Annotated in this window: 26 protein-coding genes and 1 other annotated feature; of the genes, 24 read left to right on the forward strand and 2 right to left on the reverse strand. The window is 42.3% G+C overall.

Annotation, left to right across the window (positions count from 1 at the left end; genetic code table 11):
* Window positions 1-12: 12 nt before the first annotated feature.
* The 19 genes from BA70_RS09470 to pheA all read left to right on the forward strand — a co-directional run bounded on the left by BA70_RS09470 (window position 13) and on the right by pheA (window position 15,379).
* Window positions 13-1,320 carry a bifunctional folylpolyglutamate synthase/dihydrofolate synthase gene (locus tag BA70_RS09470; RefSeq protein ID WP_034321235.1) on the forward strand — a complete coding sequence of 436 codons (1,308 nt, stop codon included), beginning with the start codon at window positions 13-15 and terminating at the stop codon, window positions 1,318-1,320.
* Between the two features lie 142 nt (window positions 1,321-1,462).
* The gene (locus BA70_RS09475) at window positions 1,463-2,185 is read left to right on the forward strand and encodes a prepilin peptidase (RefSeq protein ID WP_034321237.1); all 723 of its coding nucleotides are present in this window, start codon (window positions 1,463-1,465) and stop codon (window positions 2,183-2,185) included.
* A gap of 171 nt (window positions 2,186-2,356) precedes the next feature.
* Entirely contained in the window at window positions 2,357-3,367 is a 1,011-nt protein-coding gene (locus BA70_RS09480) for an SPOR domain-containing protein (protein WP_034321240.1), read from the forward strand.
* A gap of 177 nt (window positions 3,368-3,544) precedes the next feature.
* Window positions 3,545-4,114: a Maf family protein gene (locus tag BA70_RS09485; RefSeq protein ID WP_034321243.1), complete on the forward strand. Its 570-nt coding sequence runs from the start codon at window positions 3,545-3,547 to the stop codon at window positions 4,112-4,114.
* A gap of 48 nt (window positions 4,115-4,162) precedes the next feature.
* Entirely contained in the window at window positions 4,163-4,837 is a 675-nt protein-coding gene (radC, locus tag BA70_RS09490) for a RadC family protein (RefSeq protein WP_034321246.1), read from the forward strand.
* 90 nt (window positions 4,838-4,927) lie between these two features.
* Complete coding sequence (locus BA70_RS09495) at window positions 4,928-5,950, forward strand: rod shape-determining protein (protein WP_034321249.1); 1,023 nt, start codon at window positions 4,928-4,930, stop codon at window positions 5,948-5,950.
* 17 nt (window positions 5,951-5,967) lie between these two features.
* Window positions 5,968-6,867, forward strand: a complete 900-nt coding sequence (mreC, locus tag BA70_RS09500; RefSeq protein WP_034321250.1) for a rod shape-determining protein MreC — start codon at window positions 5,968-5,970, stop codon at window positions 6,865-6,867.
* Window positions 6,864-7,382 (forward strand): rod shape-determining protein MreD, encoded by a 519-nt coding sequence (gene mreD, locus BA70_RS09505; protein ID WP_034321253.1) that lies wholly within the window; start codon window positions 6,864-6,866, stop codon window positions 7,380-7,382. Before mreC ends, mreD begins: the two co-directional genes overlap by 4 nt.
* A gap of 54 nt (window positions 7,383-7,436) precedes the next feature.
* Window positions 7,437-8,120 (forward strand): septum site-determining protein MinC, encoded by a 684-nt coding sequence (minC, locus tag BA70_RS09510; RefSeq protein ID WP_034321255.1) that lies wholly within the window; start codon window positions 7,437-7,439, stop codon window positions 8,118-8,120.
* Between the two features lie 2 nt (window positions 8,121-8,122).
* Window positions 8,123-8,926 (forward strand): septum site-determining protein MinD, encoded by an 804-nt coding sequence (gene minD, locus BA70_RS09515; protein ID WP_007501531.1) that lies wholly within the window; start codon window positions 8,123-8,125, stop codon window positions 8,924-8,926.
* 110 nt (window positions 8,927-9,036) lie between these two features.
* The gene (locus BA70_RS09520; RefSeq protein ID WP_034321258.1) at window positions 9,037-9,828 is read left to right on the forward strand and encodes a M23 family metallopeptidase; all 792 of its coding nucleotides are present in this window, start codon (window positions 9,037-9,039) and stop codon (window positions 9,826-9,828) included.
* On the forward strand, window positions 9,821-10,690 hold the full coding sequence (locus BA70_RS09525; protein WP_034321261.1) for a M50 family metallopeptidase: 870 nt from the start codon (window positions 9,821-9,823) through the stop codon (window positions 10,688-10,690). Before BA70_RS09520 ends, BA70_RS09525 begins: the two co-directional genes overlap by 8 nt.
* 66 nt (window positions 10,691-10,756) lie before the next feature.
* Window positions 10,757-10,832 (forward strand) — a sequence feature (ribosomal protein L21 leader region).
* A gap of 12 nt (window positions 10,833-10,844) precedes the next feature.
* Window positions 10,845-11,153: a 50S ribosomal protein L21 gene (gene rplU, locus BA70_RS09530; RefSeq protein ID WP_034321264.1), complete on the forward strand. Its 309-nt coding sequence runs from the start codon at window positions 10,845-10,847 to the stop codon at window positions 11,151-11,153.
* 14 nt (window positions 11,154-11,167) lie between these two features.
* A complete protein-coding gene (locus BA70_RS09535; RefSeq protein WP_034321267.1) occupies window positions 11,168-11,506 on the forward strand; it encodes a ribosomal-processing cysteine protease Prp in 339 nt (112 codons plus the stop codon).
* A 12-nt stretch (window positions 11,507-11,518) separates the two neighbouring features.
* Complete coding sequence (gene rpmA, locus BA70_RS09540) at window positions 11,519-11,803, forward strand: 50S ribosomal protein L27 (protein ID WP_003216586.1); 285 nt, start codon at window positions 11,519-11,521, stop codon at window positions 11,801-11,803.
* Between the two features lie 278 nt (window positions 11,804-12,081).
* Window positions 12,082-12,675: a sporulation initiation phosphotransferase B gene (locus BA70_RS09545; RefSeq protein WP_034321270.1), complete on the forward strand. Its 594-nt coding sequence runs from the start codon at window positions 12,082-12,084 to the stop codon at window positions 12,673-12,675.
* Window positions 12,676-12,696: 21 nt separating this feature from the next.
* Window positions 12,697-13,983 carry a GTPase ObgE gene (gene obgE, locus BA70_RS09550; protein ID WP_034321274.1) on the forward strand — a complete coding sequence of 429 codons (1,287 nt, stop codon included), beginning with the start codon at window positions 12,697-12,699 and terminating at the stop codon, window positions 13,981-13,983.
* 55 nt (window positions 13,984-14,038) lie between these two features.
* On the forward strand, window positions 14,039-14,482 hold the full coding sequence (locus BA70_RS09555; protein ID WP_008342790.1) for an ACT domain-containing protein: 444 nt from the start codon (window positions 14,039-14,041) through the stop codon (window positions 14,480-14,482).
* An 18-nt stretch (window positions 14,483-14,500) separates the two neighbouring features.
* Window positions 14,501-15,379: a prephenate dehydratase gene (gene pheA / locus BA70_RS09560; RefSeq protein WP_034321277.1), complete on the forward strand. Its 879-nt coding sequence runs from the start codon at window positions 14,501-14,503 to the stop codon at window positions 15,377-15,379.
* A gap of 24 nt (window positions 15,380-15,403) precedes the next feature.
* Here pheA and BA70_RS20410 read toward each other — a convergent pair whose 3' ends face one another.
* A complete protein-coding gene (locus BA70_RS20410) occupies window positions 15,404-15,946 on the reverse strand; it encodes a transcription repressor NadR (RefSeq protein WP_034321279.1) in 543 nt (180 codons plus the stop codon).
* 3 nt (window positions 15,947-15,949) lie between these two features.
* Window positions 15,950-17,092 carry an IscS subfamily cysteine desulfurase gene (locus tag BA70_RS09570; protein WP_034321281.1) on the reverse strand — a complete coding sequence of 381 codons (1,143 nt, stop codon included), beginning with the start codon at window positions 17,090-17,092 and terminating at the stop codon, window positions 15,950-15,952.
* A 97-nt stretch (window positions 17,093-17,189) separates the two neighbouring features.
* On the opposite strand from BA70_RS09570, the gene nadB reads away from it, so the two are divergent.
* From nadB to BA70_RS09595, 5 genes are all read left to right on the forward strand, one after another.
* Entirely contained in the window at window positions 17,190-18,761 is a 1,572-nt protein-coding gene (gene nadB / locus BA70_RS09575) for an L-aspartate oxidase (protein WP_078061690.1), read from the forward strand.
* Complete coding sequence (gene nadC / locus BA70_RS09580) at window positions 18,743-19,606, forward strand: carboxylating nicotinate-nucleotide diphosphorylase (RefSeq protein WP_034321284.1); 864 nt, start codon at window positions 18,743-18,745, stop codon at window positions 19,604-19,606. The genes nadB and nadC overlap by 19 nt, the downstream gene beginning before the upstream one ends.
* Window positions 19,593-20,702, forward strand: coding sequence for a quinolinate synthase NadA (nadA, locus tag BA70_RS09585; RefSeq protein ID WP_034321286.1), 1,110 nt, complete (start codon window positions 19,593-19,595; stop codon window positions 20,700-20,702). Before nadC ends, nadA begins: the two co-directional genes overlap by 14 nt.
* A gap of 131 nt (window positions 20,703-20,833) precedes the next feature.
* Window positions 20,834-22,081 (forward strand): SafA/ExsA family spore coat assembly protein, encoded by a 1,248-nt coding sequence (gene safA / locus BA70_RS09590; RefSeq protein ID WP_034321288.1) that lies wholly within the window; start codon window positions 20,834-20,836, stop codon window positions 22,079-22,081.
* A gap of 134 nt (window positions 22,082-22,215) precedes the next feature.
* A complete protein-coding gene (locus tag BA70_RS09595) occupies window positions 22,216-22,833 on the forward strand; it encodes a YhcN/YlaJ family sporulation lipoprotein (RefSeq protein WP_034321290.1) in 618 nt (205 codons plus the stop codon).
* Window positions 22,834-22,872 lie beyond the last annotated feature (39 nt).

The following is a 22,872-nucleotide window of genomic DNA, read 5'->3' on the forward strand; positions in this document are numbered from 1 at the left end:
ATGAAATGAGAGATGACATTGTTTACAACCTATCATGAAGCCATTGAGTGGATTCATAGCAGACTGGCCTTTGGCGTAAAACCAGGTCTTGAAAGAATGAAGTGGCTAATGAACAGACTAGGCCATCCTGAACAAAAAATAAAAACGGTGCATGTTGCAGGTACAAATGGAAAAGGGTCAACCATTGCGTTTACTCGTTCCGTTTTACAGGAAGCCGGCTATTCAGTTGGAACTTTCACCTCTCCGTTTATTTTAACGTTCAATGAACGAATCAGCGTAAATGGAGCGCCTATTCAGGATGAAGAATGGCTGAGTTTGGTGAATGAGATAAAGCCTTATGTTGATGAATTAGATGGAACAGAGCTTGGCGCAGCAACAGAATTTGAAATCATTACAGCATGTGCATTTGCTTATTTTGCCCATGTGCGCCAAGTAGACTTTGTCCTATTGGAAACAGGGCTTGGCGGAAGGCTTGATTCAACAAATGTTGCAGTGCCGATTTTAACGTCCATTACGTCAATTGGCCATGATCATATGGCGATTTTAGGCGTCACACTTGAACAGATTGCAGCTGAAAAAGCAGGCATTATAAAAGATGGTATTCCGATGATCACGGCAGTTCATCAACGAGAGGCACTAGCTGTCATTCAGAACACTGCAATAGAAAAGAATGCCGTATGCATCTCATTACATGATACATGTACCATTGATCAGCAGCAGCCGACAGAAACAGGTGAACGTTTCACGTTACGCACCCCAAAAAGGCAGTATCCAGAGCTTGAAACAGGGTTAATTGGAACGCACCAAAGGCAAAATGCATCTCTTGCCGTTCTATTGATTGAATGGCTGGAGCAAGAAGGCTATATCAGTGTGACAGAAGAGCATTTGTATAAAGGGATTCGGCAAGCAGTATGGGCTGGAAGATTTGAAAAAGTCAAAGATCATCCTCCTGTCTATCTAGACGGTGCTCATAATGAAGAGGGAATGGACCGGTTAATCGAAACCGTACAAGCTCATTTTTCCAGTAAACAGGTGCATATATGTTTTAGTGCTTTAAAAGATAAGCCGTACAAACAAATGATTCAAAAGCTTGAAGCCATTAGTTCATCTATTCATTTTGTTTCATTTGACTTTCCAAGAGCTGAATCAGCGGAAAAGCTTTATGCTTGCAGTCATTTAGAAACAAAATCGTTTGATGATGACCCTCGTGCAGTGCTTGAATGGATTCAGAAAAAAAGCGCTGATCCTTGGGCAGTGATCCTTGTGACAGGCTCCCTTTATTTTATTTCAGATATACGAAATCGTATTTTAGGATCATGAAAAGACGCAAAAGGCTACTATGCCATTTGTGTCTTTTTTTTTGATGTGTAGAAGGGGGATAAAATCACATTTTCGCTAGGTGCTCAATGTAAATGGTGATGGTAAAATCTGATCTATCTTATTCCCGGAAGGAGCCACTAATATGATTGGAATTTTTGTGTTTCTTGCAGGCATCACCATGGGGTCGTTTTTTCATCTAGTTGGTGAAAGGCTGCCAATGAAGAGGTCCATACTCTTTCCTCGTTCTCACTGCACAGCCTGTAAACAGCCGCTTTCCTTGCACGAGATGATCCCGCTCGTTTCGTATGCTTTATTGAGAGGGGCGTGCAAACATTGCGGCATTCGGTTGTCTTTGCTATATCCAATGGTCGAGCTGCTGTCAGGCAGCCTTTTTTTGTTCATTTATAGGAACGCTGGTTTTTCGTTTGAAGGCCTTTTTCTTGTGATTCTTTGTAGTTTATTCGTGATTGCTGTCGTGAGCGATCTTCTTTATATGAGGGTGCCAAACGAGCTGTTTCTCTTCTTTTTTCCTCTTTTCGTCATATACCGCACGCTAGAACCATTTTTTATTTGGTGGGAAGGGGCGGCTTCTCTGCTTTTTTGTTTTCTCTTATTTTATAGTTTAGTTTGTTTTAAGCCAAACAGCATGGGCGGGGCTGATATGAAGCTGTTCGGTGTGCTTGCGTTTTGCTTTGGTTTAAAGGCATTCCTCATCATTCTTTTTCTCTCATCTATCGGCGGAATGGTCTATGCGAAGGTCTTTTCCTTTCAATTAGACGAGCCATTTCCCTTTGTTCCTGCGATCGCTTTTTCTTTTTGGTTTTATCTTTTTGGTGCTCATGTCTTCATTCCATTCAGCGGATGAATTGGTGAAAAAATTGGCGAACACTTTTTTAACCTGCCGACAAAAGTCTTGTTCTTTTTTTTATCTGCTATGTTAAAGTGTGAAACAGAAAGAAGGACGGGTTAAATTCGCACTGATTCATTGGACAAAAAGGTCTTTCTTACAAACAATGTCAGAAAGCGGGGAATGACAATGAAAAAAAGGCAGGCAAAAAAACAAGGGCTAAAGGTCAATATTAATGGCAAGGAAGAAATGCTTCATGAAGAAGATCATCAGCCAAAAAAACAGCAAGAGGATCATGTGACGTTTTCGAATTGGGAGGAAAAGAGGCAATCGGAACAGGAGACAGCTGCTTCTCAGGAAGATCCGTCTAAACCAAAAGAAGAAGATTTCCAGTGGGACGATGCAGCTGATCACATTTACCACTCTGATCCAAAGGTCGTCACGCCTTATCAAAAGAAAAAAGGCTCATTTGATCAGAAGTTCAGTAAAAACCGCGGTCCCTTCAAGAGAGTGATGACAACGATTATATTTGCAGTGGTTCTTGGGACAGGCCTCGGCGTGTTTGCACTAAGCTTAAGCAAAGACGGTACAGTAAATCCGTCAGGCGGTGACCATGTCAGTGTCTCAGCATCCGGAAACCAAACTTCGATGAAAGCCGGAGGGGATGCGCCGCCAGCGGGTAATACTGATGAATCAAAAGAGACCAAAGAAGAAAAAAGTGTCTCTGGCAGTTTTTCAACCTTTGTCGTACAGGCTGGAAAGTTTTCCTCTGAAAAAGGAGCAGATGACTTGGTTACCAGTTTAAAAGATGCAGGATATGCAGGGAAAAAGGTCTCAATGGATGATGGATATTATGTAATTGCTGGGCTTGCCACAGAACAAGGCATGACAAGTGCTGTTGGGAAGAAGCTAATTGATCAACACTTTGAAGCATGGGGTGGTAAGGAGCTCTCATTTCAAGTGCCAGATGAGCTGACGGGATTAATAGAGAAGGCTTCTGTCTTATCTTCAAAGGTGATTGCGGGTGATGAAGTTGAGAAAAAAGAAGTCACACAGTTGGTCTCTGAGCTGGAAAGTGCCAAAACAACTGCCGCATCAGCTAAAAGCAGTTTGCTGAAAGCGGTACAATTGTTAAATGAACCAACTGCTGAAAATGGGTGGAAATCTCAGCAAGCGCTGCTTGATCAATTAAACACGTAAAATCATTTTTTAAGAGAGCAAACTAGTCAAAAAATGACTAGTTTTTTTCTTTTGCATCCAACATAATGATGAAGGAACATGAAAAATGAATTTTCGTAAATTGTCGGTAAGATGTACATTTGATAGGATGAATGGGTATCTTACTTCTTAGGCTAAACCCTGAAAGGATGAACGAACATGAACCAATTAATTCTCGCATCTCAATCACCTAGAAGAAAAGAATTGCTTGATTTAGCAGGGTTTTCTTATGAGATTCAAGCAAGTCACTTAAAAGAAGAAATAAATCGAAACCTTTCACCTGCTGAGAACGTCCAATGGTTGGCAGAACAAAAAGCAAATGATATTCAAAAAATACATCCCAAAGCTGTGATCATTGGTGCAGATACGATTGTTGCAATTGATGGCAAATGTCTTGGGAAACCAAAAGACAAGGAAGAGGCGGCCTCAATGCTTCAATTATTGTCAGGAAAGACACATCAAGTCTTGACTGGTGTCACGATTCAGTCAGAGAATAGAAAAGAAACATTTTATGAACAAACAGAAGTGACATTTTGGACGCTTACGCAAAATGAAATCAACCGCTATATTAAAACGGGCGAACCGCTTGATAAAGCGGGTAGCTATGGCATTCAAGGGAAAGGCGCACTGCTTGTTCAAAAAATAGACGGTGATTATTTTTCCGTTGTAGGTCTCCCTATTGCCAAAACAGTTAGAGTGCTTGAAACATTTGGAATCACCCCTTTTTGATGACGGGAAGGAATTCTAAAAGGAGTGTTCATCATTAACCATTTCCCTATGTTGCTTAAGCATTTCCCTCATGATGAAAAGCCGCGAGAACGATTTATCAAATATGGTCCAAGCAGTTTATCAAACCATGAACTTGTCGCGATCCTTTTTAGGACAGGCACAAAAAAGGAATCTGTTCTTCAAATTTCCGCAAGACTTCTGCAAACATTTGGCGGTCTTCGTTCTGTGAAGGAAGCTTCTATTGAAGAACTGTCGACGATTCGAGGAGTTGGAAAAGCGAAGGCGATCTCTCTTTTAGCTGCGTTAGAACTCGGCACTAGATTACACCATCAAACGACGGACAACCGTTACGTCATCCGCACACCAGAGGATGGGGCGAACTTTGTGATGGAAGATATGAGATTTTTGACGCAGGAAAATTTCGTTTGTCTTTATCTCAATACAAAAAACCAGGTTCTTCATAAACATACCGTGTTTATTGGAAGTCTGAACTCATCAATTGTTCACCCGCGCGAAATTTTCAAAGAGGCTTTTAAACGTTCGGCTGCTTCATTTATATGTGTGCACAACCATCCATCTGGAGATCCGACGCCTAGCAGGGAAGATATTGAAGTCACAAAGCGACTTTTTGAATGTGGAAAGCTGATTGGAATACAACTGCTTGATCATCTTGTCATAGGTGATCAAAAATTTGTGAGTTTGAAGGAAAAAGGGTATTTGTAACACTTTTTTTTTCAATGTTTTACGATATAATAGAGTTTATGAGTTTTTCCCTAAAGGGAATTTTGGTTTAAGAAAGGAAGATACATACATATGTTTGGAATTGGTACAAAAGACCTTGGAATAGATCTTGGCACAGCGAATACGCTTGTTTTTATTAAAGGAAAAGGAATTGTTGTGAGAGAACCTTCGGTCGTAGCTTTGGAAACTGATACGAAGTCTATAGTGGCGGTCGGAAATGACGCTAGAAACATGATTGGCCGTACACCTGGTAATGTTGTGGCACTTCGCCCAATGAAAGACGGAGTCATTGCAGATTACGAGACGACAGCAAAAATGATGAAATATTACATTAATCAAGCACTGAGAAACAAAGGGCTATTTGCTCGTAAACCCTACGTGATGGTATGTGTACCATCTGGTATTACAGCTGTAGAAGAGCGAGCAGTCATTGATGCAACAAGACAAGCTGGTGCACGTGACGCATACCCTATTGAAGAGCCATTTGCTGCGGCAATCGGTGCTAACCTGCCTGTATGGGAGCCAACAGGAAGTATGGTTGTGGATATTGGCGGCGGTACAACAGAAGTGGCCATTATTTCACTTGGCGGCATTGTGACTTCTCAATCGATCCGTGTTGCAGGTGATGAAATGGATGATGCGATCAGCAGTTATATTCGTAAAACGTATAATCTGATGATCGGTGACCGTACTTCAGAAGCGATTAAAATGGAAATCGGTTCTGCACAGCCAGACGTGCATGATGAGATGGACATTCGCGGACGTGACCTTTTAACAGGTCTGCCAAAAACGATCTCTATTACAGCAGAAGAGATTGCAAAAGCGCTTCGTGATACGGTGGAAACAATTGTTGATGCGGTGAAAGCCACTCTTGAAAAAACGCCACCTGAGCTGGCAGCAGATATTATGGATCGCGGAATCGTTTTAACAGGCGGCGGTGCATTGCTGCGTAATCTTGACAAAGTCATTAGCGATGAAACGAAAATGCCAGTCATTATTGCTGAGGACCCACTTGACTGTGTGGCAATCGGAACAGGGAAAGCACTAGAACATATTCACTTGTTCAAAGGAAAATCAAAAGATAATCGGGCGTAAATAAAGAGGTGTAAGACATGCCGCAGTTTTTTATGAATAAAAGATTAATGTTGCTCCTTGTCTGTGTCATCGTACTGGTGGCCATGATTGGTTTTTCAGTGAAAAGCGGCAGAGGTGCTTCATGGCCGGAAAAATTAGTGGGGGATACGACAGGCTTTTTTCAAGGTGTCTTTCATAAACCATCACAATTTATTGCCGGTATTTATGGGAACGTACAAGATTTAAAGAACACATATGATGAAAACGAGCGTCTTCGAAAAAAACTTGATGGACAAACCCAGTATGAGGCGAAACTTCAAGAGCTAGAAGATGAAAACAAAAAGCTTCGCAAGCAGCTTGGATATGTGAACTCTATTCGTGATTATACGCCAATCCTATCAACTGTTATCGCGAGAAACCCGTCCCTTTGGGATAGTTTTGTGATGATTGATAAAGGGAAAAAACAAGGCGTTGACAAAGATATGGCGGTCACAAATGAGAGTGGTGCGTTAATTGGAAAAATCGAAAGTGATAAGCTCAACAATTTCACTTCGACTGTAAGGTTGCTAAGCTCTACAGACCAAAATAATAGAATTTCAACGAAAATTTTTGCGAAAAAGGGCAAAGAAGAACTCAATGGAATTATTAACGGTTATGACAGCAAGAAAAAAATGCTGACAATGAATATTCTAAAATCCGATGCTGATGGGGATGTCAAAAAAGGAGATCTTGTTGAAACATCTGGAGCAGGGGGCGTATTCCCGCAAGGCTTAACGATTGGTAAGGTGAGTGAAATCGAGCCAGACCATTACGGACTGACAAAAATCATTTATGTAGAACCAGCTGCTGAACTCAATAATTTAGACCGCGTGATTGTTGTGAATCGCAGCACAAGTACGGCAGATGCATCTCAATTGACGAAGGAGGAAGGCTCGTGAAACGTGTCCTTCTTGCTTTCGTCATGTTGTTTATCTTCGTATTTGACAGCATTTTTGTCGATTTAGTGAAGCTCCCATTTGTTTCAGAGAATCAAATTTTAGCACCTCATTTCATCTTACTTGCACTTGTATTTATGACTGCTTTTGTGAATCAAAAATATGGTGTGATTTACGGATTTATCTTTGGACTTTTATATGATATTTCGTATACAGGCATTCTTGGTGTCCATATGTTTGGCTTTGGGGCGCTTTGCTATTTGTTAGCAAAAGCTTTCAAAGTCCTTCAGACGAATATTTTAGTGGTCGTCTTTCTGTCGATTATTGCTGTTTCCGTGATGGAGTTTTATGTGTACGGCGTTCAAGCGACGATTCAACCAGGGATTATGCCTTTTAATACGTATGTCATCGAACGCTTTATTCCAACGATTCTTTTAAATACTGCTGCGTCTCTCATACTTGTTGTGCCGCTTAGGCTCTTTTTCATCAATGTGAAACAAGGACTGATCGACGAATAAAAGCAGGAGTTTGTCCAATTACGGCGAAATGAGTATGTTGTTGAGGTGAGCATCTTGAAAACTCAAAAACAGCAATATGTGACAATAAAAGGTACGAAAAACGGATTAACATTACAGTTAAATGATGACTGTTCGTTTGATGACCTTCTTTCTGGCTTGCGAGAGGTTCTTTTGCTTGAGCAATATACAGATGGAAGGGAAGGGCATAAGGTCAATGTGCATATTAAACTTGGTTTTCGGTATTTAACAGAGGATCAGGAGAAGCGTTTGACTGAAGCGGTGTCTGAAAATGAACATCTCGTCATTCACTCCATTGAAAGTGACGTCATGTCAACTGAAGAGGCGAGACGATTAAAAGCAGAGGCTGAAATCACCTCTGTAGCGAAAATTGTACGCTCTGGACAGGTGCTTCATGTAGAAGGCGATCTCTTATTAATAGGAGATGTCAATCCTGGCGGAACCATTCGTGCAGGGGGAAATATTTTTGTGCTCGGTGCATTAAAAGGTGTGGCGCATGCTGGATGCAATGGTAACAAACAAGCTGTCATTGCGGCATCTCATATGATTCCAACACAGCTTCGCATCTCACAAGTGTTTAACCGTGCACCAGATCAAAAAGAAGATGGAAATGAAATGGAATGTGCTTATTTAGATATAGATGGCAATATGATCATTGAACGCCTGCAGCAATTGGCTCATATAAGACCTAATCTGACAAGGCTTGAGGGAGGAATGTGAAATTGGGCGAGGCTATTGTGATTACCTCAGGAAAAGGCGGCGTTGGCAAAACAACAACATCTGCAAACTTAGGCACAGCACTAGCAATTCAAGGGAAAAAAGTGTGTCTAGTTGATACCGACATTGGTCTTCGAAATCTGGATGTCGTGATGGGGCTTGAAAACCGCATTATTTATGATCTAGTTGATGTAGTAGAAGGAAGATGCAAAATCCATCAAGCGCTTGTAAAAGATAAGCGTTTCGAAGATCTTTTGTACCTTTTACCTGCTGCTCAAACAAGCGATAAAACGGCTGTAGAGCCGGAGCAGATCAAAGAATTGATTCAATCATTGAAACAAGACTTTGATTATGTTGTCATTGATTGCCCTGCTGGAATTGAGCAAGGCTTTAAAAATGCTGTATCAGGTGCGGACAAGGCAATTGTCGTCACGACGCCTGAGATCTCAGCTGTAAGAGATGCGGACCGAATCATCGGCTTATTAGAACAAGAAGATATCGAACCGCCTCGTTTAATTGTCAACCGTATTCGTACACACATGGCGAAAAATGGCGATTCAATGGATGTGGATGAAGTTGTACATCATTTATCGATTGATCTTCTTGGCATTGTAGCAGATGATGATGATGTGATTAAGGCTTCAAACAATGGTGAACCTATTGTGATGGATGCTAAAAACAAAGTATCAATTGCGTATCGCAATATTGCTCGCCGCGTACTAGGTGAATCTGTTCCACTGCAATCATTTGAAGACGAAAACAAAGGGATGTTTGCAAAGCTCAAAGCATTTTTTGGTGTTAGAGCATAACCATTCACGTGAGATCAGACCGATTCGATGAGAATCGGTCTTTTTTGTTGCATATCACATGAAGTCGCCACATAAAATGTACAAACTGTTTGTATGTAAAGGGTGATCTCATGAAAAGAGTGGACGAGTACCGAAAGAAAATCGCGCAGCGCCGTAAAACAAAGCAGCCAGCTGCTGCCCCTAAGAAGGCGGCTTTCAAGAAAAAAGACGATATCCCGCCATGGGTCATGTTGACAGAGGAAGAAAAGCATTCTGGATCGTCTTCCTATGAGTCGATGTCTCATCAGCCGAAGAAGTATCGGCATCCGTTATTTAACCCTAATACCTTTGTGCTTAAATGTTTACTATCTGCGTCCCTTGTGTTGATTGCAGCCATTTCGTTTAAAGGCCAGGCAGGTCCGTTTCAGCAGCTGAAGCCGATGATTAGTCAAACCTTTGAGCAAGATTTTCAATTTGCTGCTGCCAACCGCTGGTTTGAGAAAACAGTTGGGAACCCGCTTGCCTTTTTAACTGAGAAAAAGGCAGACCGAAAAGACGTACAAGCCAATAATGAACTGGTTGTACCTGCTTCTGGAAAAGTGCAAGAATCATTTACCCAAAATGGTGCAGGTGTCAAAGTTGAAACATCGGCAGAAGCCATTGATAGTATGAAAGAAGGCTATGTTGTAGAGGTGAAAAAGAAAAGTGACACAGGGCTTACAGTGGTTGTGCAGCATGCGGATAACAGCTATAGCTGGTACGGTCAATTAAAGGAAGCCGATGTGGCCTTATACGATTTTGTCGATAAGGGTGAAAAAATTGGTCAAATTTCGCTTGATGATCAAGGGAAGGGCACGTATTACTTTGCCATTAAGCAAAATGAACAATTTATCGACCCTATTCAGGTGATGACCTTTGAATAGATGGCTGCTCATGCTGACGAAAATTCACATTCACCCACTTCTTTGGATTGTGATGGCATTTGCGATTCTTTCAGGTCAAATTAAGCCGCTGCTTTGTCTGCTCATTATCGTCTGTGTCCATGAGCTTGGACATGCAGCGGCTGCTTGCTATTATCATTGGCGCATTCGGCGGATTTTTTTACTGCCATTTGGCGGAGCGGTAGAAGTAGAAGAGCATGGGAACCGCCCGCTAAAAGAAGAGCTGGCGGTCATTTTATGCGGACCGCTTCAGCATGTGCCGCTCCAGCTCATGGCATGGTTTCTCATGGAAGCTTCTTTTATCTCGCACGACAACTTTACGATATTTACCTTTTATAATATGGCGATTTTTCTTGTAAATCTTTTGCCCATTTGGCCGCTTGATGGCGGAAAATTATTCTTTTTGCTCTTATCTGCTTTTTACCCTTTTCAACGTGCACATGCCCTTGCGATAAAAGGCTCACTTGTCTTTTTTAGTCTTTTGACAGCAGGGTTACTCTGTTTTGCTCCGATGCAATTCAATGGCTGGGTGTTGCTCACATTTTTAGCCTATTCACTTGTGATGGAACACCGGCAGAGGCATTACGTCAGGGTCCGCTTTTTACTAGAACGGTATTACGGTAAAAAAGAGCAAAAGGTAGAGAAGCTCATTCCGCTTAGAGCAAGTGCTGAAGAAAAAGTATACGAAGTGCTGGCTCGATTTCAAAAGGGCTGTAAGCACCCGATCATTATCGAAAGGGATGGCATGAAAATGAGTCAGCTTGATGAAAATGAACTGCTCCATGCTTATTTTTCAGACCGAAGAACCACCTCTTCAATGGAGGATCTTCTTTTACCTTACTAATGGTGAAAATACATTGACATTCTGCGTCTAATTTGATATATTTTTTAATGTTATGGATATGTAGCACCCGTGCTACAACCGCGCGGAGCAGGTGTAAAGTGCCTATTATGGCCCCCTGTATTCGGCGAGTCTGAGTTTATTAGGAGGTGCAGAGATGTACGCAATTATCGAAACTGGTGGTAAACAAGTTAAAGTTGAAGAAGGTCAAACTGTTTATGTTGAAAAACTAGCTGCTGAAGCAGGCGAAACAGTAACTTTCGAAAACGTATTGTTTGTCGGCGGAGACACTGTCAAAGTGGGTAACCCTTCAGTTGCTGGAGCAACAGTAACGGCTAAAGTTGAAAAACAAGGTCGTGGTAAGAAAATTACTGTGTTCAAGTACAAAGCGAAGAAAAACAACCACAAAAAACAAGGTCATCGTCAACCTTACACTAAAGTTGTTATCGAAAAAATCAACGCTTAAGGCGTGTGAGTGATATGATCAAAGCAACCATTACTCGGTCAGCGGCAGATGAAAGCATTACGTCTTTTCAAATGACTGGACATGCCGAGTTTGCTGAAAAAGGTCAGGATCTCGTTTGTGCAGGTGTATCTGCAGTTGTTTTCGGCTCAGTCAATTCAATTATTGCACTGACAGGAATTGATCCACTGCTCGATATTGGAGAAGAAGGCGGCTATTTCACTTTTGAATTACCGACTGATACAGATCCAGTATCCTTTGAAAAAGCTCAGCTGCTTTTAGAAGGCATGGTCGTTTCCTTAGAGACAATCGAACGAGATTATCACGATTATGTGAGAATATCGACAAAAAAATAGGAGGTGAACTTCATGCTTAGATTAGATCTTCAATTTTTCGCATCTAAAAAAGGGGTAGGTTCTACAAAGAACGGACGTGACTCTGAGTCTAAACGTTTAGGCGCTAAACGTGCTGATGGTCAATTCGTAACTGGTGGTTCTATCCTTTATCGTCAACGTGGAACGAAAATCTATCCAGGTGAAAACGTTGGACGCGGAGGCGACGACACTCTTTTCGCTAAAATCGACGGAACTGTTAAATTCGAACGTTTCGGTCGTGACCGTAAAAAAGTGAGCGTATATCCTGCGGCACAATAATTGCTAAAAACTCCGGTCATTGACTGGAGTTTTTTTCACTATTCAGGGAGCTTTTGCGATTTTTTATAATTGGTACCGAAGATGATAAAAGAAGATGCACTCCATAAATATCAAAGAACGTTTGCTGACTTTGCCTCATTTTCTCCTATACGATCAGAAAAAACAACCTTTCCTCACATAACTAGTGTTTTTCTATGCTGTCTTCTCTGTTATAATTCAGGGAGACATATTGATGATAAGACTCCTAAAAGAGAGACCAAACGATTGGGAGTGCGATAATGGAAGAGATATCAAGTAAACAAAATGAAAAATTAACTCACGTTGCATTAACAAATGAATTGATCTATCTGCTCAGTCGTTCAAGACATGACTGGATGAATAAATTGCAGCTGATTAAAGGCAACTTGACATTAGAAAAATATGACCGAGTGTTTGAAATTATAGAAGAAATGGTCATTGAAGCACAGCATGAATCCAAACTCTCAAATTTAAAAATTCCCCAATTGGCCTATTACTTTCTAACATTTAATTGGGAGTCGCATTTTATCACCCTAGAATATGAAGTGCTTGGTGAAGCCCGAGACTTATCAGCATATGAATCGCAGCTGCTAACGGTATCACGGGAGTTGTTTTCGATATTCGATCAATCAGTTTGCCAAAAAACTGAAAATCATTTAACGGTCACGTTCCAAACAGATCATGAAGAGAATGATGTGATCTTATATTTTGATTTCAAAGGAAAATTAACAAGTTTGGATGCGTTAAATGCGTTTCATGACGCAAACTATCCATGTATGAGTATAACGCAATTTCATGTGACATCTCATGAGTCCATGATTGAGCTTTGTTTGAGGCAAGAACGAGATATGTGATGCAGAGAAACGGAGGAAGTTATGTTTGTAGATCAGGTTAAAGTGTATGTTAAAGGCGGTGACGGCGGAAACGGTATGGTGGCGTTCCGTCGTGAAAAATATGTGCCAAAAGGCGGCCCAGCAGGCGGCGACGGCGGAAATGGTGCAGATGTTGTATTTGAAGTAGACGAAGGCCTCAGAACGTTGATGGACTTTCGTTATAAGCGGCATTTCAAGGCTGATCGCGGCGAGCACGGGATGAGTAAAAACCAGCATGGACGAAATGCTGAAGAAATGGTCGTTAAAGTTCCACCGGGCACGGTTGTCACAGATGCAGAGACGGAACAAGTACTAGCTGACTTAACAGAGCATGGGCAGCGCGCAGTGATTGCAAAAGGCGGACGAGGCGGACGTGGAAATTCACGCTTCGCAACACCGGCAAACCCTGCACCACAGCTTTCTGAAAACGGTGAGCCAGGTAAAGAACGTGATGTCATCTTAGAATTAAAAGTGCTTGCGGATGTTGGACTCGTTGGTTTCCCAAGTGTCGGGAAGTCGACGCTACTTTCGATTGTCTCTTCCGCTAAACCGAAAATTGCAGATTATCATTTTACAACGCTTGTGCCGAACCTAGGAGTTGTCGAAACAGACGATAGCCGGAGCTTTGTCATGGCGGATCTGCCAGGACTTATCGAAGGAGCGCACGAAGGCGTTGGCTTAGGTCATCAATTTTTACGTCATATTGAGCGTACACGTGTGATTGTCCATGTCATTGATATGTCTGGACTTGAAGGGCGTGACCCATACGAAGACTACGTGACGATTAATGAAGAGCTTGAGCAATACAATATGAGATTGACAGAGCGTCCGCAAATCATTGTGGCCAACAAAATGGACATGCCAGATGCAGCTGACAATCTAGCCGCATTTAAAGAAAAACTAACAGATGACTATAAAGTGTTCCCAATTAGTGCGATTACAAGAGAAGGGCTTCGTGAGCTCTTATTTGAAATCGCCAATCAGCTTGAAACGACACCGGAATTCCCGCTTTATAATGAAGAAGAGCTGTCTGATAACCGTGTGATGTACAAGTTTGATGAGGGAGATGCAGCATTTGAGATCGCGAGAGAGCCTGATGGTACGTTTGTCTTAACTGGTAAAGCACTTGAGCGACTGTTTAAGATGACAGATTTCTCAAGAGATGAGTCCGTTAAACGATTCTCTAGACAATTGCGCGGAATGGGTGTCGATGATGCCTTACGTGAGCGCGGTGCGAAAGATGGCGATATCATTCGTCTGCTTGAGTTTGAATTTGAATTTATTGATTGATCACAAGGAGGGTCCAGTCCATGGGCTCTCCCGTTTTTAAAAGGGGAGAAAACAGGTGAAAGAAGAAACGTTCTATTTAGTGAGAGAGGATGTACTTCCAGATGCGATGCGAAAAACGCTTGAAGTCAAAAAGCTGCTTGATCGCAAAAAAGCGGATTCAGTTGCCGATGCTGTTCAAAAAGCGGACTTAAGCCGCAGTGCTTTTTATAAATATCGAGATGCTGTTTTTCCGTTTTATACGATGGTCAAAGAGCAGATCATCACATTGTTTTTCCATCTTGAGGACCGGTCTGGAGCTCTGTCAAGGCTGCTCCAAATTGTGGCTGACTCTGGCTGTAATGTGTTATCCATTCACCAAACCATTCCGCTGCAAGGAAGAGCGAATGTCACCTTATCGATCAGTACGGCTGGCATGGCAGATGATATCAATACAGTCATGAATCAATTAAGAAAACTTGAATTTGTCGAAAAAGTTGAAATTCTAGGTTCTGGGGCGTAAAAGGAGAGATCATAGCAGATGAAGCAATTAACTGTAGGTTATTTTGGACCAGAGGCAACATTTACTCATTTGGCCGTATGCTCTTGCTTTCCAAAAGATGCAGTGCAGCGGGCCTATGCAACGATTCCGCAATGTATGGATGCTGTTTCAAAGGGCGAAGTAGATTTGGCGGTCGTTCCGCTTGAAAATGCACTTGAAGGATCTGTGAACTTAACGATTGATTATTTAATTCATGAAGAAGCACTATCCATTGTTGGTGAAATGACAGCGCCGATTCGGCAGCATTTGCTTGTCCATCCATCAAGAGCGGAGAGTTGGGAGACATTAGATGTGATTCAATCACATCCGCATGCGATTGCCCAGTGTCATCAATTTCTAAAAAAGCATTACCCCGATATTCCGCACCGGCCAGTGGAATCCACAGGCTATGCAGCGAAATACATCAGTGAGCATCCAGATGAAGCTGCTGGTGCGATTGCCAATGAGATTGCCGCAAAAACGTACGGATTGACCATTGCGAAAAAAGACATTCATGATTATCCGCACAATCACACACGCTTTGTTATTTTACATAAAGATCCTAAGGCGTCGTTCCCAATGAATTCTGGTTTCTCATCAAAGCCAAAAACGACCATTGTTGTCAGTCTGCCAAAGGATGACCAATCAGGCGCATTACATCGCGTGCTATCTGCTTTTTCCTGGCGAAATCTTAACTTGTCAAAAATTGAATCTCGCCCGACAAAAACAGGTCTTGGACATTATTTATTTATCATTGATATCGAAAAAGAAATGGATGATGTGCTTGTCCCTGGCGCGATTCAAGAATTAGAAGCGATTGGCTGTGAGGTCAAACTGCTCGGCAGCTACCAAACATATGAATTAACGAATGAAAAATAGTGTCCTGTGTAGGACACTATTTTTTTAGTCTGTAATCAGAAATCCAGCGTCATCTAGCGCTTGAATGGCTTGGTCAAGCTGCTTTTGGCTGTAGGAAGTGAGTGTATGTAAGTGTACGCCATCTGTTAGCTCTGACAAGTAGGAGGCGCCCGTATTAGAAATGTGATGAACGAAGTCAGCTACTTGTTTACGTGTGCTGACGCGAATAGAGGCAGTCAGCTCTCCGTACACTGGGTGTTCTATGATCACGTCTTTCACCGTCACACCAAAATCTACAATCAGTGTCAGTTCCTCTTCTGTACGAAGAGGATCATGCTTGCAGGCGATAATTTGTTCAATTTCCGTTTCTGGCGCATGCAGCGGCGCCATATACACATAGCCTTGGCTTGTGGCGATAATGGGTTCGTTTTTTGCTTTTAATAATGATATATCTTGTACAATAACTTGTCGTGATACAGCGGCCTTTTTAGCTAAAAAGCTTCCAGTGAGCGGTGTATCTGTTTCTTTCAGCCACTGTAATATGGCATTTCTTCTGTCTTCGCCAATGAGTTTCCTCTCTTCAACCACGTCTTATGCTCCTTTCTTCTCCTTTTGCAAGTTCTCAAATGTATGCAAAAGCTGATCAATGTCATCTTTTGATGATAGTCGTCCAAATGATATTCGAATGAACTGAAGGGCATCACGATCTGATACATGCAATGCCTTCACAGCAGGGGAAGGATGATGATAACCAGAAGCACATGCACTTCCAGTCGATATACAAATCCCATACCGGTTACATGCTAACATTACATATTGTCCTTCAAACCCTTCAAAAAAACAACCAATAATATGAGGCAGCATGCGGCGCTTGTTATTGTCCTGAAGCGCACGGACAGGCAGCTGACGTTTTTTTAGCTGCTGAAGAAAATAATCACGAAGCTGCTCATCCAGTTGATGCTGCTCATCTAGCTTAAGCATCATTTGTTCACTCGCCGCAACAAAAGCACCGATGCACGGAACGTTCACAGTTCCTGGACGTAAGCCGTTTTCCTGCACTGCACCTGTATATAAAGGCCTCCAAGGGACATGCGCGGCCATATAGACAGCGCCAGCGCCCTTAGGTGCATACACTTTATGACTGGAGATGGACATGGCATCGACCCCAAGCTCCTTGATAGACACACGAATTTTTCCGAATGTTTGCACGGCATCTGTATGAAAAAGAATTTGTCTTTCTTTTAAAAGAGGTGCTAATTGAGCCAATGGCTGGATAATACCTGTTTCTGAGTTTGCATGCTGAATGGACACTAATCCTGTTTCAGGCAATAAAGCTTTTTTAAGAATGTCCTCTGTGATGATCCCGTTTTGATTCGGTTCAATGATTGTGACCTTCACACCAAGACGGTGCAAGGCATCGAGCGCGTGATGAACGGAAGGATGTTCAACTGATGTGGTGATGACATGCTGTTTATGTGCGGGCAGCCCATTCATGATCGATTGAATCGCAAGGATATTGGATTCAGTTCCGCCACTTGTAAAGTAGATGCCGTCTGGTTCGCCCTCAAGAATCGTAGCGAGTGATTGTCTGCTATAAGTCAATATGTCATTAGCTCTTCCCCCTGCATCATGAAGGCTGCTTGCATTCCCGTAGCAATCTTTGCTCAGCTGTTGGAATACATGTAGAGCTTCCTCAGAAACGGGTGTAGAAGCTGCGTAATCTAAATAGACCAAACCATCCATCTCCTGTATGAAAATTTTTTCTTGTATTTATTGTAGTGTTGTGTAATGATATGTGTCAAGACAGGTGTAAATGACAGGAGGGGTGATTGTGTCATCAATCAAAAAAGTCATTGTGGTGGGATCAGGCATAGCGGCGCTTTCCTTTGCAAAAACCATATCAGAAAATTGCCAAGTCATCATGATGACAAAAAAACAATTTTCCTCTAGTAATTCCATGCTTGCACAAGGAGGAATCGCTGCTGCCTTTTCAGCACATGATTCAGTTGATCAGCATGTGCAAGACACGCTAGCTGCCGGCTGTGATCATAATGATGACAAGACCGTACAGGAGATAGTGGGTTTTGGAAAACACCTTGTGCAGCAGCTCGTAGCAGAAGGCTGTCCATTTGATCGGAATGAAGCGGGAATGCCGCAGTTAGGTAAAGAGGGAGCTCACACCTCTAATCGCATTTTGCATGCAGGAGGAGATCAAACAGGTAAAACCCTCGTGCAGTTTTTAAAAAGTCAGCTTGGCTCACATATTCATTTATGCGAATATCATCATGTCATTGATCTATTAGTTCATGAAGGGAAATGTGTCGGTGTTGTGTGGAAAGACGAGAAAGGACACGTACATACCATGACCGCAGATGCAGTTGTTTTATCCACAGGGGGCTGCGGATCCCTATATGAGACAAACACAAATGATCCTTCTGTAACAGGAGACGGGCTGATGATGGCCCATCGAGCTGGAGCACAATTAGTGGATCTCGAATTTGTTCAATTTCATCCGACTCTTTTGACGATCGCTGGAAAAGCAGTCGGTCTTGTTTCAGAGGCAGTGCGAGGAGAGGGAGCATATTTAGAAGATGAAACAGGCAGGCGGATCATGAAAGGGATTCATCCACAGGTCGATTTAGCTCCTAGAGATGTGGTCGCTAGAGCTATTTTTCATGAGCAGCAATTAGGTCATCATCTGTATCTCAACATCCATGATATTCCGCATTTTTCTGTTCGTTTTCCAGCGATTGATGCGATGTGTCAGCGAGCTGGAGTCCATATGGCAAGCGGCCGATTGCCAGTTTCTCCTGGTATGCATTTTTTAATGGGCGGAATCAAGGTCAATGAACATGGAGAAACGACCGTTCAATCGCTTTTTGCCATCGGTGAAGCAGCTTGTACAGGGCTACACGGCGCCAATCGATTGGCGAGTAATTCTCTTCTGGAAGGTCTCGTTTTAGGAAGAAAAGCGGCTAGACGTATTGAGCAATTGCCAAAACTGCAAAAAACAATCCCATCTCTTTCTATAAAAGAAGTATGGTCTGTCCCAACTATTTCAGAGGCTCAGATTAGAAAAAAGATGACAGCATATGCCGCAATTGTCAGAGATGAAAAAGGCTTGCAGACCTTACTCGATGAATTAGAACAAGTCTCTTTTCAGCAAATTAATGTGAAGGATATCACAAATGAACAGATTGAATTAAGCAATCAATGGGCATTAGCCATTTGCCTTGTTAAGTCTGCATTACTCCGTACAGAAAGCAGGGGCGGCCATTATCGAATGGATTATCCAAAGCGGAATGATGCTTTGTGGCGAGGAAAACAGATTGTACATGAAAAGGGTCACATTCACATCATGAAAAATGAAAGGATCGGTGCCGAATGGAACGTTTACAGTTAAAACAAATGCTTACTCATTTTTTAAAAGAAGATATTGGCTTTGGAGACGTATCAGCTGATGCCATTTTTGAAGACAAGAAAGGAACAGCTTACATCATCGCAAAACAATCGGGCGTATTGGCAGGATCACCAATCGTTGAAATGGGGTATGGCCTGCTGAATGAACAGATTCAAACTGAGCTGTTTTTCAAAGAGGGCGATTGGATTCATTCAGGCGCTGTAATGGCTCAAATAAGAGGCCCGGTCAACGACTTGCTAAAAGGAGAACGGGTCATTCTGAATATATTACAGCGCATGACAGGAATCGCCACCTTAACACATGAAGCAGTGCAACGATTAGCTGATCCGTCTATTACGATTTGTGATACGAGAAAAACGACACCTGGCTTGCGCATGTTAGAGAAATATGCAGTGAAAGTAGGAGGCGGAAAGAATCATCGTTTCGGCTTATCGGATGGTGTGATGATTAAAGATAACCATATTGCCGCATGTGGTTCTATCCGTGAAGCGGTAGAAAAAGCAAGAGCATACGCCGGTCATATGGTGAAAATTGAAGTGGAAATTGAATCAGAAGCACAGCTCATGGAAGCCATTGAAGCAAAAGCGGATGTCATCATGTTTGACAACTGTTCTCCGGATGAAGTGAAACGTTTTAAACAAATGACACCAGAGACGATCCTGACAGAGGCATCAGGAGGCATCACGTTAGAGACATTACCAAGCTACCGGGGGACAGGTGTCGATCTCATTTCACTTGGTTTTCTGACACATTCCGCTCCATCATTTGATTTTAGTATGAATATGGAATTCAGTCATAAAGGGGGAACGACTCATGTCCATGCTTGATGTACTAGCGAATCAACATTCGGCCATGATGCCAGATGAATATAAACACCGCTCTTATGAAGAGATGAAGCAGCGTGTGTTAGACATTAAACGAGCTTTTGGATCAAAGCTTTTTATACCAGGCCATCATTATCAAAAAGATGAGGTCATCCAATTTGCAGATGCAACAGGTGATTCATTGCAGCTAGCGCAAATAGCAGCTGACAATCAGGAGGCAGAATACATTGTGTTCTGCGGTGTTCACTTCATGGCAGAAACGGCAGATATGCTGTCAAAAAAGAATCAACACGTCCTGTTGCCAGATATGAGAGCAGGCTGTTCAATGGCAGATATGGCGAACATGAAACAAACGGACAGAGCCTGGGAACAGCTCACTGATCTATTTGGAGATACGATACTCCCGCTCACTTATGTCAACTCAACAGCTGATATTAAAGCATTTGTCGGCAAGCATGGCGGGGCGACCGTCACATCTTCAAACGCTAAGAAAGTACTGGAGTGGGCGCTTACACAAAAAGAGCGGATTTTGTTTCTCCCTGATCAGCATTTAGGGCGTAATACAGCCTTTGATTTAGGTATCCCGCTAGAAGAAATGGCTGTCTGGGATCAAGTAGAAGAAAAGCTCATCACCGATCAACCGCTCAATCGCATCAAAATGATTTTATGGAAAGGGCATTGTTCTGTACATGAGAAGTTTACCGTTCAGAATATTGAACAAACGAGAAAAAGAGATCGTGACATTCAAATCCTTGTGCATCCAGAGTGCACACATGAGGTGGTAAGAGCTTCTGATCTAGCTGGTTCAACGAAATTTATTATTGATACGATCAAGCAGGCACCAGCAGGAAGCAAGTGGGCGATCGGAACAGAGATGAATTTAGTCAAACGCATCATAGATCAGCACCCGGATAAACAAATTGAATCCCTTAACCCAGATATGTGTCCGTGTTTGACAATGAACCGTATTGATCTGCCTCATTTGTTGTGGTCACTTGAAAGCATTGAAAAGGGTGAGCCAGTCGGTTTGATTCAGGTCAATGAAGAGATTACAAAAGAGGCTTTGCTTGCATTAAATAAAATGCTCACCATTAAATAATGAATCAGCCCCTCCTATCAGAAAACAAGTTTTTATCATATTGGCTTGTAAATAGGCATAAATTTATGTTGAAACATATTGTACTTCTGACATAACCGCTACGTTCACGTTTTGCATAGGAGGGGAAAACGTTGAAAATTCATATTGTGCAAAAAGGAGACTCCCTTTGGAAAATTTCAAAGAAATACGGAGTCGACTTTCAAGAATTGAAAAAACTAAATTCACAGCTCAGTAATCCAGATTTGATCATGCCGGGTATGAAGATCAAGATTCCATCTAGTGGTGTTCCTGTGAAAACAGATCATCAAAAAGTGAAAGAAATGCCAAAACCTAAAGAACATCCGTATGTGAAAGAAAAGCCAAAGGACGTCGTGCAAGTGCAAGATACGAAACCGAAGGAAAAGCCAAATGAACCGGTCCCTTATGTACCGCCAGTGCCAAAGATCGAGCAGCCAGTTTTTCCACAAGTTGATGTGAACTATTATCAGACCAATCTCTACCAGCCATTTACGCCTCCTCCTCAAAAAGAACATCATGAGAAAAAAGATCACTTTCATGAAAAGAAAGATCATGTTCATGAGAAGAAGGACCATAAAGATCACAAGGATCATTTTCATCATGAAAATAAGGACCATAAAGATCATAAGGACCATCTTCATTATGAAAATAAGGATCATCACAAAGATGAAGTGGCAAAGGGATATGATCCATTTATTCATATTCCGCATCAAAAAGAGGAGGGAAAAGAGATGGAGCATAGCAATTACCCAAACCTTCCTAACTTCCCACAAATGCCGAATGTTGGAGGAGCAGCAGTAGGAGGAATGGCTGAAAATAAAGAGCATCATCACCATCATCATGAATCATATGATCCTTATTATGGTCATGGTCATTACATGCCTGCGATGTATCCATATCCGCAGCAAATGGTACCGGCTTCACCTATTTTACCGGGATCAGGTCTTTGTTATCCGGTCCAGCCGTATTATCACCACCATATGATGCCGTATCCTTACCCTGCTCAGCCATATTATCCAGCCTATCAAGCGCCAGCTTACTATGGGGAAAATTATGAGCATCATGCAAACGATGGACATCACTGGCACCACCACATGCATCCAAATGCAAATGCAAACGCAAACGCAAACGCAAACGCAAATGCTAATCAAGGCTTTTATCCAAACGCCTCAAATGAAGCATATGGCAAGGAAGACTGCGGATGTGATGATGGCATGAAGCATCATCATCAGCCATGGCCTGGACATTATCCAAATCCTGTTCCGTATGGTCAAATGGGTGGTTATCCCGCTCAGCCATACATGCAGCAATATCCAAGTCAATCGGTTTTTGCAAGACCAGAAGAAGACGAAGAAGATTAACGACGGAAGGGACGATCTCAATCGTTCCTTTTTTTGTTTATAACTGACAGCTTGATTTTTCCCTGAACTGTACATGCTAAAACAGAGCCTGTTTTCGCGCTCATGAGATTGAATTTGTACAGGGGGTTTTTCGTTTGAGACAAAAATGGCAAAAAACAATCGCATTAGTGCTTCTTCCTATTGGTTTAACTGCATGTGGTACAAATGACAACGCGGGTGTAGATACTCGTCACAATCAATCAGGCCAGCCGGTTGGTTATCATTCGAATCAACGGGCGACAGACAACAACCAAGATCACCAAGGCCCAATTTCTGAGCTTATGGAAGGGATGAACGGAAATACAACGAATGTTGATTATCGTTCACGTCCTACGGAGGATCAAGTGAGAATGCCGCTTACTGGCGGAGATGGACGCTATAGTCATGGAGATATGAATTATCATAACCAAATGTCGTTCTCTGGCTACGATAAACAAGAGAACGTACAGCGTTCACGAAAAATTGCGAACCGTGTGAATAAAATGAACCACGTAGCAGACTCACAAGTGATGGTCACTGATGAAAATGTGTATATTGCGATTAAATCAGATGGACGCCTGACGGCAGAAGGCGTAACACAAATAGAAGAAGCAGCGACTCGTTATGCAGATGGAAGAGCTGTCCAAGTCATCAAAGACGAAGGAGCATTCACACGCTTCAGAGATATGAGAAAAACGCAATTTGAAACAGGCCAAACAGGCATGACCCGATAGTTGAATAAAATAAAAAAGGCTAAAGTTCATTACGAACTC

Origin of the sequence: Bacillus zhangzhouensis (assembly GCF_000715205.1) — a bacterium.
In the GTDB taxonomy this organism is placed as follows: domain Bacteria; phylum Bacillota; class Bacilli; order Bacillales; family Bacillaceae; genus Bacillus; species Bacillus zhangzhouensis.